The organism is Halorientalis sp., from assembly GCF_028275115.1.
GTDB lineage: Archaea > Halobacteriota > Halobacteria > Halobacteriales > Haloarculaceae > Halorientalis.
Map to the genome: position 1 here is coordinate 154,661 of NZ_JAQCNH010000029.1, position 16,625 is coordinate 171,285.

8 protein-coding genes are annotated in these 16,625 nt (G+C 68.2%); all 8 read left to right on the top strand.

The window, feature by feature from the left end:
- The first annotated feature begins 206 nt into the window (after positions 1–206).
- The 8 genes from Q0964_RS05350 to Q0964_RS05385 all read left to right on the top strand — a co-directional run bounded on the left by Q0964_RS05350 (position 207) and on the right by Q0964_RS05385 (position 16,555).
- Positions 207–9,209, top strand: coding sequence for a CARDB domain-containing protein (locus Q0964_RS05350; protein WP_299264408.1), 9,003 nt, complete (start codon positions 207–209; stop codon positions 9,207–9,209).
- A gap of 424 nt (positions 9,210–9,633) precedes the next feature.
- Complete coding sequence (locus tag Q0964_RS05355; RefSeq protein WP_299264411.1) at positions 9,634–11,862, top strand: type II/IV secretion system ATPase subunit; 2,229 nt, start codon at positions 9,634–9,636, stop codon at positions 11,860–11,862.
- The gene (locus Q0964_RS05360) at positions 11,849–13,780 is read left to right on the top strand and encodes a type II secretion system F family protein (protein ID WP_299264413.1); all 1,932 of its coding nucleotides are present in this window, start codon (positions 11,849–11,851) and stop codon (positions 13,778–13,780) included. The genes Q0964_RS05355 and Q0964_RS05360 overlap by 14 nt, the downstream gene beginning before the upstream one ends.
- A complete protein-coding gene (locus Q0964_RS05365; protein ID WP_299264416.1) occupies positions 13,777–14,493 on the top strand; it encodes a DUF7289 family protein in 717 nt (238 codons plus the stop codon). Before Q0964_RS05360 ends, Q0964_RS05365 begins: the two co-directional genes overlap by 4 nt.
- Complete coding sequence (locus Q0964_RS05370) at positions 14,490–14,957, top strand: DUF7266 family protein (protein WP_299264418.1); 468 nt, start codon at positions 14,490–14,492, stop codon at positions 14,955–14,957. Before Q0964_RS05365 ends, Q0964_RS05370 begins: the two co-directional genes overlap by 4 nt.
- The gene (locus tag Q0964_RS05375; RefSeq protein ID WP_299264419.1) at positions 14,954–15,628 is read left to right on the top strand and encodes a DUF7263 family protein; all 675 of its coding nucleotides are present in this window, start codon (positions 14,954–14,956) and stop codon (positions 15,626–15,628) included. The genes Q0964_RS05370 and Q0964_RS05375 overlap by 4 nt, the downstream gene beginning before the upstream one ends.
- Positions 15,618–16,028, top strand: coding sequence for a DUF7262 family protein (locus Q0964_RS05380; protein WP_299264422.1), 411 nt, complete (start codon positions 15,618–15,620; stop codon positions 16,026–16,028). Before Q0964_RS05375 ends, Q0964_RS05380 begins: the two co-directional genes overlap by 11 nt.
- A complete protein-coding gene (locus Q0964_RS05385) occupies positions 16,025–16,555 on the top strand; it encodes a DUF7261 family protein (RefSeq protein WP_299264424.1) in 531 nt (176 codons plus the stop codon). Before Q0964_RS05380 ends, Q0964_RS05385 begins: the two co-directional genes overlap by 4 nt.
- Positions 16,556–16,625 lie beyond the last annotated feature (70 nt).

A 16,625-nucleotide genomic window follows, 5' to 3' on the forward strand; every position in this document is an offset into this window, starting at 1 on the left:
CAAACTAATCGCAGGCATGTGGGGTGACGGAAGCGAGCAAATGGGTGAGACGGGAACTGGGTGTCCCGTTCTGGCCGACACGGTCAGGGTGTACAGTGAGGGAAACCGCCGGCGTGGGGTCGGAGAGTCCGGAACGCGGGACTGCAGGGGTCAGGATGAGGCGGTCTGACCGAAGCAGGTCACCACGGCGCGGGAACGGGCGAGCCGTGCTGGTGTTCGTGGTGACCGCGGCGCTCGTGGTCTGGCCGATTGCGGGTGCGGTCGGCCCACTCGGAACCGTTGCTGCACAGGCCGACGACGGTACCGGAACTGTCGGTGGTAGTGATACCGCGACGAGTCGGACCGCAGGCGGCGGGCCGGTGGCCGAAGGGCGTTCGAGTGTGGTCGCCCAGCAGGCGAGCCCCGTCGAGATCGGGGACTGGAACGACCTCGACACGATCCGGAACGACCTGGACGGCGACTATGTCTTGGTGGCCGACCTCAACGAGACGACGCCGGGCTACGACGAGGTCGCCGGCCCGAACGCGAACGACGGGTCAGGCTTCCAGCCGATCGGTAACGACAGCGCGAGGTTCAGCGGGACGCTGGACGGCGACGGACACGAAATCGTCGGTCTATCCGCCGACAGACCCGACACGACCCCAGTGGGGTTGATCGGGAGCAATCACGGGTCCGTCACCGACCTCGTGCTGTCCGATGTGGACCTGAACGGGAACAACCAAGTCGGGGCTGCCGCCGGGAGGAACAGCGGAACCGTGGCGAACGTCCGGGTGTCAGGTGTCTTGAATGCCAGCTTTTATACCGGCGGCGTCGCCGGCTCGAACAGCGGTCTGGTCAACCGGACGACAGTGTCCGGGACCATCGAAGGGAGATACGGCGGTGGCGTCGTCGGCGTCAACAATGACGAGGGAGTGGTCCGACAGTCGAACAATACGGCGTCGATCCGGGCCAGACAAGCAGGCGGTGTCGTCGGGAGCAACAACGGTCTCGTCCGTCTGAGTTCCAACGCTGGGACGGTGAACGGTGAGTTCACCGTCGGCGGAATCGTCGGGGTCAACGGCAACGCCCTCATCGAAGGCGAGGCCGTGACGACGTCCTACAATACGGGGACTGTGAACCACACGGACCCGTTCGATACCGGGGGAACGGGTGGAATCGTCGGTCGCAACATCGCGACGGTAAACCGCTCGTGGGTCTCGGCAGCCGTCGAATCGGACCTCGAGCGTGACGTTGCGGCGGCCGTCGGCTTCAACGACGGCACCGTCTCCGGGGTGTACTACGACACCTCCGCGACCGCGATTGACGACCGGAACGCGACCGGTCTGGCGGGATCGGAGATGCGGGGTGACTCCGCCGTCGGCGCCATGGACCGTCTCGACTTCCAGAACACCTGGGAAACCGGCGGGCAAGACGAGTTCCCGGACCTCCGAGTTCAGGTCGGCGCTGATGTCGGTTCCGGCCCGAGCAGCCGGATCGAGGACTGGAACGACCTCGACGCGGTCCGGAACGACCTGGACGGCGACTACGTGCTCGTGAACGACCTCAACGAAACGACGCCCGGCTACGAGGACGTCGCCGGTCCGAACGCCAACAACGGGTCGGGCTTCGAGTCGATCGGACCGCTGTTCGGCGGGACCTTCGACGGCGATGGACATACGATCTCCGGCTTCCGCGACAGGACCGGACGGACCGGCGGGTTGTTCGCGACCAGTAACGGGACGATTACGGGGGTGACGGTCGCCGACGCGACCGTCGACGGTGGCATCGCTGGCGGTATCGTCGGCGAACTGACCGACTCCGGCACCGTCAGCAACAGTAGCGTCGAGAACGTTACCGTAGAGGGTGCGTTCATCGGTGGTGTCGTCGGGGAGATCCGCTCCGACTTCGGGACCGTCACTCGGTCGAGTGCGACGGACGTGACCCTCTCTGGGAGCCAGGCAGTCGGCGGTCTCGTCGGGACGTCGGACGGCGTCATCCGCAACGGCACGGTCGAGAGCGACGTCGGTTCCGACACCGGGGTCGTCGGCGGACTCGTCGGGAGCGTCAGTACCGGACGCGTCGTCGATTCCGAAGCGATCGGCAACGTCTCCGGAGCGGGCTTCGGTGTGGGCGGGCTCGTCGGTCGCGTGGGTTCGTCCAGCACCGTCAGCGAAGTGTACAGCAGGGGGTCGGTCACCGGCGAGAACGAAGTCGGTGGACTCATCGGCAGACTCCAGGAGAGCACCCTCTCGGTCGCGTTCAGCAGCGGTCCCGTGGACGGTGACGGGGCGGTGGGCGGACTCGTCGGGAGCAATCTTCCGGCCGGGAACGACGACAGCACAGTACGGGACACGTACAGCAGCGGACCGGTCACCGGCGGTAGTAAGGTCGGTGGCCTGGTCGGTGAGAACCTCGCGACCGTGACCGACTCCTACAGTACGAGCCAGGTCACGGGCGACAACCGAGTCGGCGGGTTGGTCGGGGACGACAGTGCCGGAAGTGTCACCGGGTCGACCGGAGGCGCGTACTGGGATACGAACGCGTCCGAACAGAACGAGTCGCAGGGCGGGACCCCGCTCACGACCGCCGAGATGACCGGCGACGCCGCCCGCGAGAACATGAGCGGTCTGGACTTCGAGAACACGTGGGCCGCGGGCGGACCCGGCGAGTACCCCGAACTCCGGGCGCTGGCCGACGGCGGCCCGAGTAGCCGGATCGATGACTGGAACGACCTCGACGCGATCCGACGGAACCTGAGCGGCGACTACGTCCTGGCGAACGACCTTACCCCGAACACGTCGGGCTACGAGGACGTCGCCGGTCCCGAGGCCAACGACGGGTCGGGCTTCGAACCGATCGGAAACGGCACGAACGGATTCACGGGGTCGTTCGACGGCAACGGCCGTGTGATCTCGGGACTCGTCGTCAACCAGACCGGGGTCGGACAGGCGGAGAACAACAAGGGGCTGTTCCACAACCTCTCGGGGAGGGTGACCGACCTCGCACTCGAGAACGTCGACGTCGGCGGTGCGGCGAACGTCGGCGGCCTCGCGGGGTACACCGGCGCCCTGCAGAACGCGACGATCCGAAACGTATCGGTCGCGGGTGAGATTCGCTCCGTCGTCGGCAACGCCGGTGGCATCGCCGGAACGGCCTTCTCCGGGACGACGATCACCAACTCGACGACTGCGGTCGAGATCGACACGGACAATACGGTTGGCGGGTTGGTCGGAATCGCCCTGACCACGGACGTGCGCCGCTCGCAGGCGAGCGGGCGTATCTCGGCCGGTGGCGGTGTCGCCGGCGGCCTGATCGGGTTCAATGACGAAGTGACCGTCCGGAACTCCTCGGCGGCCGTAGACGTCGCCGCGTCCGGGCCCCAAGTCGGTGGCCTCGTCGGGTTCCAGAACGTCCAGAGCGAAGTCGTCGACTCCTACGCGACGGGGAACGTCTCGGGGACCAGCAGCGTCGGTGGTCTCGTCGGCGCGTTCGGCGGCGTCCTCAACCGGACGTATGCGACCGGCGAAGTGACCGGCGACAGCAACGTCGGCGGGCTCACCGGCGAGCGGGACCGGTTCACCGGCGAGCGTACGGTGCGGAACTCCTACTGGGACACCGAAGCGACCGGACAGGACGGCTCGGCCAACGGCACGGCCCTCACGACTGCGGCGATGACCGGCGACGCCGCCCGCGGGAACATGACTGGATTCGACTTCGAGAACACCTGGTTCGTGCCGGGTCCCGACGAGTACCCGCGACTCCGGGCGTTCGGTGAAGTCGAGGAGAACGACACCGAGATCCTCGGTCTGGAGGTCACGGACATCCAGTTCCGTCAGTTCCTCCGCGACGAGGAGGGGCGGACGGTGGTCGTCAACGTGACGAACCGCGGCGTCGTCAACCAGACGGAGAACGTGGTGTTCAGCGTCCCGACCGAGGAGGCGCCGGTCAGGCGAAACGAGGTCGTCTCGACGGTCCGATTCCGGGAGAACGTCACCTTCGAGCCGCTGGAGACCAAGACCTTCGAGTTCCGTCTGCCGGAGATCGAACTCGGGCCGTCGGACAATACCGACTTCGAGGTGAGTTACGATCGCCAACAGGGAACACTCGAACTCACCAACAACGCCAGTCGGCCGCTGGTCGCCGGGGAGGTGATCGTCGACGGGACGAACCTCACCGACGTCGACGGACTGACGCCGCTGTCGGCCGTCACGTCCCTCGACGGGAACGAGACCGTCGACCCCGGCCGGACGGTCTCGCTGCCGACGACCAGCGACGCGGCGACGCTCCGGGTCCTCGTGAGCGAGCGGATTACGCCGACGCTCGAGGCCGATACCCTGAGTCGGGACATGGAGTTGTTCCTGTTGCCGGACCTCGTTCGGCCGGTGCCGAGGATCCAGTCGGACCGTGACCCGGCGTTCCCGGTGACCCAACCGGTCCGGTTCCGGGTCGGACAGGCGGTTCGTTCGTACTTTTTCGGCCGTGGCGGCGAGGCCGTCGGGACGACGCCGGACATCGAGTGGGAGTTCCTGTACCCCTCGTTAGACCGTGCCAGGGGGAGACCAGGCGGAGTCGCGGTACCGGACGACATCGAGAAGGTCACGTTCACCGGCACGCGCGTGACGCAGGCGTTCGCCGGAGCGGGCGGTGCAGGTGCCAGCGTCACCGTCCAGCACCCCAACCAGCCGGAGACGACGTTCAGGACGAAACCGTACCGCGTGGGGTCGCCCGAGCAACTGCCGCCGATTCTCACCGGCGTCGACGGCAGTGACGGCGTCTACATCAGCGACCCCGACGACGACCTGGAACCGGACGGCGAGACGACCATCCGCGAGGGGTTCGACGCGCAGTTCCTCGCGCCGGACCAGGTGACCGAGGTGACGTTCGCACCCCAGTGGGTCGACGGCGGGAACGTCACCGATACGAACCCGAGTGACGGCTGGAGCGCCGAGTTCGACGTCGCAGACGTTCCGAACGACGACGGGTTCGGCCCGGACGCGGAACTGGTCGTCGTCGCCGTCGACGACGAGGGCCGGACCGTCGAGACGGTCGACCTCTACACGACGGACCCGCCACTGTGGGCCGAGCGCATCTACCGCAACGGCGGCTCGACCGTCGGTTCCGACGGCGGAACCGTCGGCGAGGCAATCGTGATTCCGGATGGCGGACTGGACGCGACTGTCGAACCGCCGAAGAGCTACCCGGTCGTCGGCGGGAAGCAAATCGGTCTCAGCGGCGCGATCCGGTACGGCGTCGACACCTACCAGCGCGAGGCCTTCGCCGCCCGCTACGGCGACGGGTCGCTGTCGGTCGGCGTTCCGCTCAGCGCGGTCACCAACGTCAACCAGTCGTTCCGCATCGGCGCGGCCGCCGAGTACGGCGTGCCGGAGTGGCGGCTGAACGGCAACGCCCGCTTCTACGTCATCGCCCGGACGCTGTTGACGCGGGACCTCCAGATCGGGGTGCCGGGCCGGTTCCCGGCCGTCGGGGGGCAAAACGTCAGCGCGTCCGCCTACATCGGACCCGGGTACGGGTTCGAGCTGACGCTGTCGGGCATCAGGGGCGGCCGACTGACCGTCGACGAGGGGCTCGGCTACGCGAACATCACCGCCGGCGTCGAGGCGGCACAGTCCGTCGCCGGCCAGGAGGTGTTCGTCTCGGTGGACGGCGAGATCGAGGGCAACGGCGAGACGACGATCGACAACGACCCCGACCGGTTCGACGACGTCTCGGTCGCCGGGATCGACTTCGGTGGCAGCCTCGACGGTGCCGTCGGCGCGCGTGTCAGTGCGCCGGGCATCGGTGGGGAGCTCACCGCAGGAAAGACCCTGTTCGCCGCCGGATCACAGGACGTCGACCAACCCGGTCCGCCGTTCGCCGCTCGTGCCGGCCCGTCCACGGTGCTCCCCATGGCCGCCGGCACGCCGGCGATGCCGCTGTCGCTGGACCAGGCACCGACGCCGGGACAGACCGGCCGGCGGGCGTCGTACGATCCGGCCGACGGTCGACTGACCGACAACGACCTCAACGACACCGACCCGGCCATCGCCGGCAGTGACGGCGATTACACGGTCGCCTGGAGCGGACAGGCCCGCGACCGGCCCCAGCCCGAACGGCGGGAGATCTACGTCCGAGAGTACGCCGACGGGAGCTTCGGCGACCGGGTCCGGCTGACCGACGACGCCGCGTACAACGTCGACCCGACCGTGGCACGCACCGGTGGCACGACGGTCGTGGCCTGGGCGCGGATGGAGAACGACCAACTCGACTCGATCCCGGCGGGCGAGCTGACCTTCCAGGACACGCGCAACGCCTCCGAGATCGCGTACGCGATCAACGACGGCACCGGCTGGTCGGAGCCGCGCGTGCTGACCAACGACAGCCGGTATCAGGGGTCGCCTGTCGCAGCGGCCATCGCGTCCGGGACCGGGTTCGTGGTCGCGTACGAACGTGACGGCGACTTCGACTACACGACGCTCGACGACGAGACCGTCGAGTACACCCGTCTCGACGCTGCCGGCACGCCGGTCGAGAACGGTACCCTGGGTAACGGCCACGGGCCACGAGCAGCGCCGACCGACGCCGGTGCGGTCAGAATCGGCCACGAAGACCCGAGCGACGGCGCGAGTACCCTCGTCGTCTCGGAAGTGGACGACACCGGCGTGACGACGCTGCGCGAGGAGGCCGTCGACAATCTGACGACGTTCGACATCGCCGCCGACGCCGTCGCCTGGACTGCGGACGGTACCTCCGGGTCAGGGACGGTCACGCTGGCGGACGGGGACGGCGTTCGAACCGTCCCGGTCGGCAACGGGACCACCGTCCGGGAGCTGCGGCTCGCGACGGTGGGCGACCGGCGGTTGCTCCAGTACCAGGGGTCGAGCCCGGCCGCGGACGAGGCGTTCCTGCCGAACGCCCGGACCACCTACTACCAGCTGTTCCGCAACGGGAGCTGGTCGCCGCCCCGGACAGTCGAGCAGGCCGTCGACACCGACAGGACGATCTACGACCACGCCGTGACGACCGACGACCGGTCGTTCGTCTCGGTGGCGGCGGCGGTCGCGTTCGGACAGCCGGGTGCGGTCGACGACCTGTTCTACGTCGACCACGACTACCGGCCGGACCTGACCGTCTCACTGCCCCAGGACGACCGTGCGACCGTCCGCAATGCGACCGTCGGCGACCGCGTGAGCCTGGACGTGACCGTCGCCAACACGGGTGACGCCGGCACCGGCGAGCAAAGCGTGCTGGCAGCGGCGGACGGGAACGGAACCGTGATCGACACGGTCACCGTCGATCCGATCGACGCCGGGAGCCGGTCCACGGTGTCCGTCACGACGACCGTGCCCGAAACCGGCGTCGTCACGCTCAGAGCCGACGCCGAGGGCGAGTTGGCGGAACTCTCGGAGGCGAATAACGAGGCGACGGCGGTCGCACAGCGGCCCCGGCTGTCGATCGAGAACGCGCGACAGACGCCGACGACTGACGGGCTAGTGGTGAACGCCACAGTCACGAACGCGGGCGAGACGCTCGTGACGAACGCGTCGGTCGAACTGGTGAACGGCGACCTGGAACTCGAACGGAGCGTTGCCGGGTCGCTGGCGCCAGGCGAGACGGGGAGCGTGACCTTCGATGCCTCGCGCGACGTGTTCAACCGTAGCGAGCCGGGCCAGCTGCTCGTGCGGGCGACCGAGCCTGCAGAGCAACGACCCGCGACCCGCGAGACACTGCCCCTGACTCGGGCCAGCCCGACGATCCCGGAACCCGGTGTCGAGGCGGTGTCACTGGGGAACACGACGTTCGTCAGCGTGCCGATCACGAACGACGGCCTGAATAACACGCGGACGGAGCTAGAAGTCGCCTACGGTGACGACGTCCGGACGCGCCAGGTCTGTGTGCCGCCGGCGACCGCGGAGCGACCGACCGGGTTCCGACGCGCGTTCGTGACCGCGCCGAACCTGTCGACTGGGCAGTCGGTCTCGGTCGCACTGAACGACAGCTACAACGGAACCACGCGGTCCGTGGCACCCACCGATCGCGGGACCGTCGCCCGGGTGCAGGTCCGGCCGCGGGAGGGCGACACACCCCCGCTGGTCGACGGCCGATTGCCGACCGACGCCGACTGTGACGGCGTGTACGAAGACTTCGACGGCGACGGCGTCGTCACGGACGACGACCTCCGAGCGTTCTTCGAGCGCAGGACCGACGAGTCGTTACGGACGCAGCGCCCGCGGTTCGACGCCAACGGCGACGGCCGGGTCGACGTCCACGACGTCCAGACGGTACTCGCCGAGACCGACGAGGGCGACGGTGCCGGTGGAGGCGGCCCGCGGCCGTCCGTCGTCAGCCCGTCCGAACCGGGTCCCACAAGCGCGCCCGGCGCGGTCGCCGGCGTGGCGTTCGCCGGTGCGGCCATCGGTGGGACCGCCGGCGTGGGGGCACAGACCGCGGCGACAGAACCGGAGATCGATGTCGAAGACGGCGTCGCAGTCCCAGAAGACGGGACAGCGACGGTGGCCGTCACCGTCCCGAACGACCCGGTCGGCGCGTTCAACGTGACGGTTCGGGCGGACGGACCGCTGACCGTTACGGATCTGGCGGCCGTCGACAGCGAGTACAGCGAACGGCTGGCCGACCGCGACGGCGGGTCAGCACTGGTCGCGGCCGGCCACGGCGACGGGCCGGCCATCCTCGAAGCGACCCTCCGCGGCGAGGCGACCGGCAACGGGACCGTCGTCGTCGACACCGAGAGTATCAGCGACGACGACGGAACGCGGTACGAGTCACCGGCGGCGGTGTCGGCGACGCTGACCGTCGCCGCGGACGTGGACGCCGGCAGTGGGTCCGGCGACTCCGGGACTGGCTCGGACGGTGGGTCCGGCGGCGGCACGGGGTCCGGCGGCGGCAACGTCGGCGGTGTGACCGGCGGCGGTGACGCTGGAGTGGCGGACGACGGAGAACGGACCGTGACGGCCACGCCGGAGCGGACGACCGAGGGAACCCGGACGGAGACCACCACGACGACGGCGACCGAATCCACGACGGAGCCGGCGACGGAGACCAGTGATGCGACGCCGATTACGGCGGCGGAGCCGGCCGCGGAAGACGGCGGGACGCCGACCGCGGCACCGACCACGACCACGGCCGACGGCCCTGGGTTCGGCTTACTCGCGGCGCTGGTCGCGCTGTTCGTCGCCGTCCTCGCGGCTCGGATTCGCCGCCGCGGTCGGTGACCCGCCGATACCGGCGTCACCGACCGACACAGGCCGGGTGCGCGTAGACCGGATCGTTCTCGACCAGACCGTCACGGAGAAGCCGGCCGGTGTCCGACCGAGAAATACTCGTGTACGACAGCGCGCACGACTATCCGGATCTCCTTGTCCCTCTGCCCGACGATCGCGACGAAAGGGTAGCCGAGATGACCGTGGAGGCACTCCAGCGTACGGTCGGGGAGCGATACGCCGCGGGGATCGGTTCGGATCGTTCTCTTTCGATCCACGAGGAGTCATCAGAGAGTGGGTACACAGGACGCTTCGGCGGACCACAGTTCTGGAGGGGTCCCCGGGTCACTCACAGAGCCAGTCGGTACGAGAGAGGGCCGGTCCGGACACCGGCCGTCCGTAATTTTAAGTCGGAAAGCGCGACCAAGCCCGGCACATGAGCCAACGGGTTGGGGAGCAGGTGCCAGCGCCGGTCCCGCCGGACGATCCCGACGCCTGGTACGCACCCGACGTGTGCGACCAGCGGGAGATTCATTCCGGCGTGGTCGCGACCATCCGTGAGCGCCCGGACGGGTTCGCATACGAGGTCCGCGAACCGAGCATGACGCCCGGCGAACGGGCCGACTTCGATCACGTTCGCGAGTACTTCGCGGACGCCGGATTCACCCGGCCGCTCACCCGCGAGGGAGCTATCGAGCTGATGAAGAGTGGGTTCGAGCCGAAATCTCGCCGCGTGGTCGACCGGCTGACCGACTGCACCGACACTGCACGTCGCCGACTGAACTATCACCTCCTCGCCGAGTTACACTGTCTCGAAGAACTCACGCCGTATGCCCTGGACGAGCGTATCGACGTGGCCGACGCCGCCGAGAGTCGACTCGTGGTCCACACAGAGGACTACGCACCCGCGGTGACCGAGTTGCCGGCCGATCCCGAGCATCTCGAGCGGTTCGCGAGCGTTCGATTGGAGCGCCACACCGTTGCCTTCCACGGCTTCGAGATTCCCGTGGTCGTCTACCGCGAGAACGTGCTGGGCAACGACCCGTTCACGACGAAGTACGCCGTGCAGGAACCCGACCTTCTGCCAGGCGACGAGGAGCTCGTCGAGGACTGCAAGGAGCGTATCTGGGAGACGAGTACCGACGGCGTCGTCGAGGACGCCGCCATGTTCGTCGACGAACGCGCCCGAGAACTGCTGTCCCGGCAGCTGACCGCCCGTAACACTCGTGCGTGGTTCGACGCGCTCTCCTACCGGGTGCGGGCGGCCCTAGCCGAGTACGATCTGGCGGTCCCACCGGTCGACCGCCGGTTCGCCGACGACCGCCTCTCGGATCTGGTGTACTACGTCCTTCGGGACTACGTGGGCCACGGCAAACTGACAATTCCGATCCGCGACCCCACACTCGAAGACATCGAGGCCAACAGAGTTGGCGAGCGCGTCAAAGTCGTCCCGCGTGCGGACGTGGGTCACAACGAGCGCATCCCCACGAACTTGACCTTCGAGGACGAGAGGACCTTCGTCAACGTCGTCACACAGCTGGCGGCCGCCGATGGGACGGAGCTGAACGCCAGCACGCCGAGTGCGAAGGTGAATCTTCGACCGGCGGGCGTCGACGAGACAATCCGCTGTGCAGTTGCGCTCCCGACGATCAGCGAGGACGGCCCGCACATCTCGATTCGCAAACAGGCTCCGGACGTCCTGACGCCCGTCGACCTGCTCCAGCGGAACAGCGTCTCGACGGAACTGGTCGCCCTGTTGTGGCTGCTGTACGAACACCGCGGGGTCGTCCTCTTTTCCGGGTCGACAGGCGTCGGCAAGACGACGCTGATGAACGCGCACATGCCGTTCGTCCGGTACGACGACCGGCCGATCAGCATCGACGAGGGGTCCCGGGAAGTCCAGTTGCCACACGAGACCGGCGTCTCGCTCACGACTCGCGACCACGAGAGCGAGTACAAACGCGTCACGATGTCGGACCTGATGACCGAGGCCAACTACCTCAACCCCGACATCGAGGTGATCGCCGAAATCAACACGCCGGCCTCCTTCGAGACGTTCGCCGAGAGCCTGAACACCGGCCACGGCATCATCGGTACCACTCACGCCGACGACGTTCGGACGCTGGTCAACCGCATCGTCGAACAGGGTCTGCCACCGTACCTGCTGAAGGAGCTCGATCTGGTCGTCTTCCCGCGCCACGTCGACGGCGACCGCTACGTCGGACGGGTCGTCGAACTGCTCGACGAGTCGGCGTTTGGTGAACTGGATCGGGAAGCCGACGCCTGTGGGACCATCCGGAAAGACGGTGCGACGGTCCACTACAACACCGTCGTTGAGCGCGGCCACGACGGCGAGTTCAGCCTGGCGTACGACCACCCACAGTTAGGCGACGACGAGCGGGCGCTCGGTACGCGCGTGTTCGGCCGTCTCGCCGAGCGGACCGATAGGCCAGTCGGTGCCGTCGAGGACGAGTTCCACCGGAAGCGCCGGTACGTGGAGTATCTCGAACGCGAGGGTGTCACCGACTTCGCGGCCCTGTTCGAGTTTCTCGCCGACCTGCGCACCGACGAGGCTGCGACGGTCGAGCGGGCGAGTCGGTCGCTTGCCGACCGCAGCGGTTACGAACCGGACATCGACATCGGAGGCAGGGATGGCGACGACTGATCGGGACACGGTGACGAGTCCAGCTACCGGGACTCGGTCACTGAGCGTCCTCGACCGCGGGCTGTACGCGCTGTTCTCCCGGCACGCAGACCGGCCGCGACACGAACGTGATCGGAAGCGGTACCGTGCCGCGAAGCTCCCGACTGGGTTCGACGTGTATCTCGCGCGGGTCTACGGCGTCTCCTGGGTCGTGTTGGTGTCGTTCGCGATGGTAGCCGGGACGGTCACCGTTGCGTTACCGGCGGCGCTGGTCGACGGCGTCGTCGGCTTCCTCGGGGCAGGCCTGCCGGTGGTGAACCGGGTCAATCTGCCCGCGATTCCTCGGCTCTACGTCGCTCTCGGGGTCGGGTTGGTGACTGGGCTGGTCGGTAAGCGGCTCACCGTCCGGACCGGCGGCCTCTATCTCCGGTGGGTCGCCAGCGCGCGCCGGTCGAGTATCGAGCGGACGATGCCGGGTGCGGTCCGTTACCTGCGTGTCCTCGCGACGGGAAGTGGCGACCGGCGTGCGATGTTGCGGACCGTCGCCGACCAGGGCGCGTACGGTGAGACCGCAGTTGCCTTTCGGACCGCGCTGAACAAGGCCGAACTGACGGGCAGCGTCGACGAGGGACTGGAGATGGTCGCCCGCGATACGCCTTCGAAAGACATGCTCGCGCCATTCCTGCTCAAGTTCCGTGAGCACGCCAACCAGGGCGGAGACGCACTGGCAAACTATCTGCAACTGGAGGGGCGGATGCTCTCGAACCGGGAGGCACGCGCTCGCGAACGCACTGGCGGGTTCCTCGAACTCCTCTCGGAACTGTTCGTCGTCCTGCTCGTCCTCCCCGCGCTGTTCGTCCTCATCCTCACGGTCATGAGTGTCCTCGCACCTGGGCTGTCGGAGCCGGTCGCGACGCCCATCGGGCCGGTGGCGACCAAGACCATCCTGTTGTATGGGAGTGGCGTGTTCGTGCTCACGGTCGGTGCGGGTTCGGCGTTGCTCGTCGAGTCGCTTCGGCCGGCCGAACACTCGATGGGACGGTACGGCCTGCCCGACGAGGTACTCGGACTGTTGGAAAGCGTTCCGAGGAATCCCGGCAGCGCGGCCGTCGTGACCGCTCCACTGGCCGGCGCGGTGACCGCGCTGCTGTGGACCTGGAGCTATCGTCCCCTGAACGCCGTCTTACTTGGGTACGTGGCGTTCGGACTGCCGGTCGGCGTCGTAGCCGTCCGACGCGCGCGCATCGACGACGCCAAAGATCGCGAAATCAAAGACTTCGTCCACGCGGTGTCGGGTCACGTCAGCCTCGGCCGGCCGTTTCCCGACGCCGTCGAACGAGTCGCCCGCGAGGTCGACCTCGGCGCGCTCCAGAGCGACGTGGACGACCTGGCGTTCACGATGAACCTGACTACTGGCGGCGACCGGAGCGAGGACACGACGGACGTCCAGGCGGCTGCACTCGCCCGGTTCGTCGAGGCGGTCGGGACACCGATGGCCGAACAGACCATCGGACTGGTGACGGGTGCGCTCGACGCCGGGAGCGACTCGGAAGACGTGTTCGAGACGCTTCAGACGGAGATTGGCCGGCTCTACCACGCACGAAAGCAGTTGCGCTCGTCGCTGTTGGTGTACGTCGCGGTCGGCTGGACAACAGCACTACTGGTCGTCGGCATCATGGTGGCGGTCAACGGATACGTTCTCGACGGGTTCACCCAGCTGTCGTCCGTCGCCGGGTCAGGCGCGGGCCTGGCGATCAGTCCGAACGCCATCGAACCGGCCCGGGACCGCTGGCGGTTCTACGTCGTCACCCAGGCGACGATGCTCGCGTGTGGCTGGTTCGCCGGCACCGCATCGCGAGGTCGCTACGAGGCTCTGTTGCACTCTGCGGTACTCGTCGGTGTCGCATACGTCGTCTTCGCGGGGGCAGGGATGGTATGACTCGCGCGCAGTCGAACGTCGTCGGTGTCGCTCTCCTGCTGGGGATTGCGGTCGTCTCGATGGCCGCGCTCACCGCCGCCGTCGGGGCACTGGTCCAGCACAACGCCGCCAGCGCCGACGCGTCCCGCGTGGCAATAGCGATGGACGACACACTCGAACCGGTCGAGACGACCGGCCAGCACAGCGACACCGTCCGGTTCACCAGCGGCCACCTCTCGACCGTCGACCGCGAGGTCAGAATCCTCGACGGGTCCGGTGTCCGCGCCAGCGTCGCGATAGGCGGCCTCGTCTTCGAGGCCGGCAACCGGCGCGTTACCTACGTGGGCGATGCCATCGTCCGGCAGTCCGGCGAGAGCGCGTGGCTCCACGATGGGCCTCCAATCACCGCCGCACCCGGCGGTGACGTGTTCGTCGTGAGCGTCGCGCGGCTCAACGCCAGCAGCGTCGGTGTCGGCGGGACGGGCGAGACGACTGTCACTGTCCGCACCCGTGTCACGCACAACCGAACCGCACTCGGGAAGGGGAGCTTCGGGATCGCAATCGAGACGGCTACACCGGGACCGCTTGAGCGCTGGTTCCGCGAACGGAACGCGACCGTCTCACTGCGGGACTTCGACGGCGACGGAACGGTGAGCGTCGTCGGCCGCTTCCCGGGGGACCGGACGGGTTATTTCGTCGTCCACGACATGCAGGCGGAGGTGAGCGGCGGATGACGGGCGAACTGCGGCGGGACGAGAGGGCGTTCAGTACCGTCGTGGAGAAGGTGCTGGCCATCGGGCTGGTAACGCTGTTCGTCAGTCTCGTCTCCGTGACCGTTTACGGTGGCGTCGTCCCCGACGCTCGAACGGCGGCAGGTGAGCAGGTTAGCGAGCGGACGCTGGCGACGGCTGCCGAGCGCGTCCAGCAGGCCGTCCCGCCGAACACGACCGCCGCCGACGTGCACGTGCGGGTGGACCTGCCGCCGACGATCCGAGGTGCCGGCTACGAGATTCGCGCCCAGAACCGGTCGCTCGTCCTCGAGCACCCACGAGGGCGGCTCGACGGGCGGGCACGGCTCGCACTCCCGGCCCCGGTCGTTCGTGTGGAGGGACGGTGGAGGAGCGGCGAACCGGCGTACGTCCGCGTCCAGCGAATGGACGCGGGGCTGGTGGTTCGACTCGAAACGGAGGGGCGATGAGAGCACAGACGAATCTTCCAGCGCTTGCAGTCGCGCTGTTGGTGTTGACGATAACTGCCGGGGTCGGCATGGCGCTGGCTGACGGGGCCTTCGCCAGCGCCGAGCGCGACGCTGAGGACCGACGAGTTGCTGTCGCGCTGTCGGAGCGACTGGTCGGTCCCACGGGGTGGCTGACGACCCGTGCGAACGTTCTGAACGCGACGGCAGTCGAGAACCTCACCGACGCGCGACTCCGGAACGGTTACCCGGTTATCGGCGACCGTGCTGTCCGTGTTCGACTCGACAACCGGACGCTCGTCGAGACCGGGACGCCCGGCGGAGGCACGACGATTCGACGGATTGTTCTCGTTCGAGAGACCCAGACCCGGAGCTACGAGCCGGCTCTCGATGTCGGAAACACGACGACGATTCCACGCCGGACCGGCCGCGTTCGCCTGAGGCTCGATCCGGCGCCGCGGACTGCCATCCACACCGTCCGTGCGAACGGCCGCGTCGTCCTCCACGACCCATCGGGGCTCCGGGGGACAGTCACCGCCGACCTGTCGCGGCTTGAGACTACCAGATTGGCGTTTTCGACCAATCGCAGTCTCGCCACCGGTGACGTGCGTGTGACATACGTCCCCGCGCGTGAGACGAAAGCGGTCCTGGAGGTGACTGTCGATGTTCGGTAACCGCGGCCAACTCTCCCTCTCGCTCATCGAGGCGGGCGTAGGCGTCATCTTCCTGTTGACCGTGACGATGGGGTTCGCGCTGGGCGTTCCGCAGCCCGACACGCGAGAGCCACAGCTCGACGTGTACGCCGAGGACGCCGCGACGGTACTTGCCGGTGAGGCGCCCCGCCACCGGGGGACGACGCGGCTCGCCGAAATCGTCGCGTCGTCGGGGGCCTTCCAGCGGGAGCGAGCGGCGCTGGATCGACGAGTGGCACGCATTCTCCCCGACAATCTCATGTACCGCGTCGGGACCCCACACGGTGCCGTCGGGTTCGAGAAACCCGCGGGCGTCCCGGTAGGACAGGCGACCGTCACGACGGTCAACGGCGACGTGACCATCTGGGTGTGGTACACATGAACACTGCGAGGCGAGGCGGCGACCGTGGCCAGCTCGTCCTCGCCGCGGCGGCCGTCCTCGCAGTTGCGCTCGCGCCCGTCGTGCTCGCGTATCTTCAGCTCGGCTACCACGCCGACGTGACGGCGAGCGCCGAGTACGACGCTCCCGTCGCCAACGCCGAGCGACTGCTGGACCGGGCCGTCCACGAGGGCGCGACTAACGCGACCGGGCGACCGTGGAACGAGCGCGACGAGACCGTGCGGACGGTCCGTGACCGGCTCGCGCCGCACCTGTCGGCGCTCGCGACCGCCCGTATCGAGTCTGGGACGGCGTACCAAATAGGCTACAACCAGTCGGCCGCCCGAGACTGGGCGACGGCACACTGTCCGAGCGGATCGAATCGGAATTTCGGCGGTTGCGTGGCCCGGGATGGCGTCGTGGTGCAACGGCGTGTCGGCGAGACACACGTCGTTGCTGTCGCACTGGACGTGACCGTGACGACCGAGGGCGCAACGCGGCGAGTGACGCTGCTCGTCGAGTCGAACTAGTGTCCGAACTGGTTCGCGGCTCACACCTCCGTCGTCGGGATCGCCGCCCGGCACCGGCGGTGACTCCCGA

Coding starts and splice junctions, on each gene's coding strand:
- Q0964_RS05355 (WP_299264411.1), top strand. CDS start 9,634: ATGAGCCAACGGGTTGGGGAGCAGGTGCCAGCGCCGGTCCCGCCGGAC.
- Q0964_RS05360 (WP_299264413.1), top strand. CDS start 11,849: ATGGCGACGACTGATCGGGACACGGTGACGAGTCCAGCTACCGGGACT.
- Q0964_RS05365 (WP_299264416.1), top strand. CDS start 13,777: ATGACTCGCGCGCAGTCGAACGTCGTCGGTGTCGCTCTCCTGCTGGGG.
- Q0964_RS05370 (WP_299264418.1), top strand. CDS start 14,490: ATGACGGGCGAACTGCGGCGGGACGAGAGGGCGTTCAGTACCGTCGTG.
- Q0964_RS05375 (WP_299264419.1), top strand. CDS start 14,954: ATGAGAGCACAGACGAATCTTCCAGCGCTTGCAGTCGCGCTGTTGGTG.
- Q0964_RS05380 (WP_299264422.1), top strand. CDS start 15,618: ATGTTCGGTAACCGCGGCCAACTCTCCCTCTCGCTCATCGAGGCGGGC.
- Q0964_RS05385 (WP_299264424.1), top strand. CDS start 16,025: ATGAACACTGCGAGGCGAGGCGGCGACCGTGGCCAGCTCGTCCTCGCC.